Genomic DNA, 1,100 nt, shown 5'->3' on the forward strand with positions numbered 1-1,100 from the left:
GTCTATGGGGCTGAGAGCGCGCTAGCAAGCACGGGCCGGCCGCGTTGAGCCGTCGGCTTAGGTTACGGTGGGCAGGAAACGATTGTCAGTTGGCTTGCACCGGCCCGCCCCGATAAGACCCTGACAGGAGATAAGTCTCGAGCACCTCCATAAAACGGGACTTTTGAGAAAAAAACAAAGATAACCTAGGCTTTAGGTAAACGAGCGCTTGCGCGGGAAAGCTGAGTCTGAGTGAACAAGTTCCTACTTTGCTGTTTCATGTTTGGCACTGCCCTGGTTGCGCAGGCGGTGGAGAAGATCAGCATCCTCGGCCTGTTCAAAGACAAAGCGATTATCAACATCGACGGCAAACGTCGGGTGCTCGCCTCGGGGCAAACCAGCCCGGAAGGGATAAAGTTGATCGCCGCCGACAGCCGCCAAGCAGTCCTCGAAATCGACGGAAGGCAGGCCCCCTATGCGCTGGGAACCCAAATAAGCACCGACTACGCCGCCATTATCCCGCAAGCGACAGTGCAGATCTGGCCGGATGCGTTAGGTATGTACCTCACCGACGGCAGTATTAACAATTTTCCGGTGGAATTTCTGGTCGACACCGGGGCAACCCTGGTGGCGATGAACAAGGTCCAAGCCAAGCGTCTAGGCCTAGACTACAAACTCGCTGGGGAACAAGGCTTGACCACGACCGCCTCCGGCACGGCGAGGGCCTATTACCTGAGCCTTGACAAGGTTAAAGTCGGTGCCATCTTGTTGCGCGGCGTGCCGGCGGCGGTCATCGACGGAGAGTTTCCGATCAAGGTGCTGCTCGGCAACTCGTTTTTGAACCGCCTGCAGATGACGCGCAACGGGCAAGTGCTGGAATTACGGCAGAAGTAATCGCGCCGTCACGCCATTGAACAGATCTCCCGCGTTCTTGCCCCACAAGGGGAACGTTCAATGCCATTGTTCCCGTTTGTTTAGACCAGCACACAAACGGGACAGGCGGGGTCTCGGCGCAGAAGGGTGCTGCGCCACTGCATCTTCAAGCCATCGAGCCTCAGCACACGCCCGTGCAGTCCTTCCCCTCTGCCTACCAGCAGTTTAATGGCCTCCAGGGCTTGGGT

Annotated in this window: 1 protein-coding gene; it reads left to right on the forward strand. The window is 57.5% G+C overall.

Features of this window, described 5'->3' with window-relative positions:
- Window positions 1-231 precede the first annotated feature (231 nt).
- Window positions 232-873: a retropepsin-like aspartic protease family protein gene (locus ACREAY_RS12080; RefSeq protein ID WP_431756014.1), complete on the forward strand. Its 642-nt coding sequence runs from the start codon at window positions 232-234 to the stop codon at window positions 871-873.
- Window positions 874-1,100 lie beyond the last annotated feature (227 nt).

The organism is Nitrososphaera sp. (assembly GCF_050748925.1).
Classification (GTDB): Archaea; Thermoproteota; Nitrososphaeria; order Nitrososphaerales; family Nitrososphaeraceae; genus Nitrososphaera.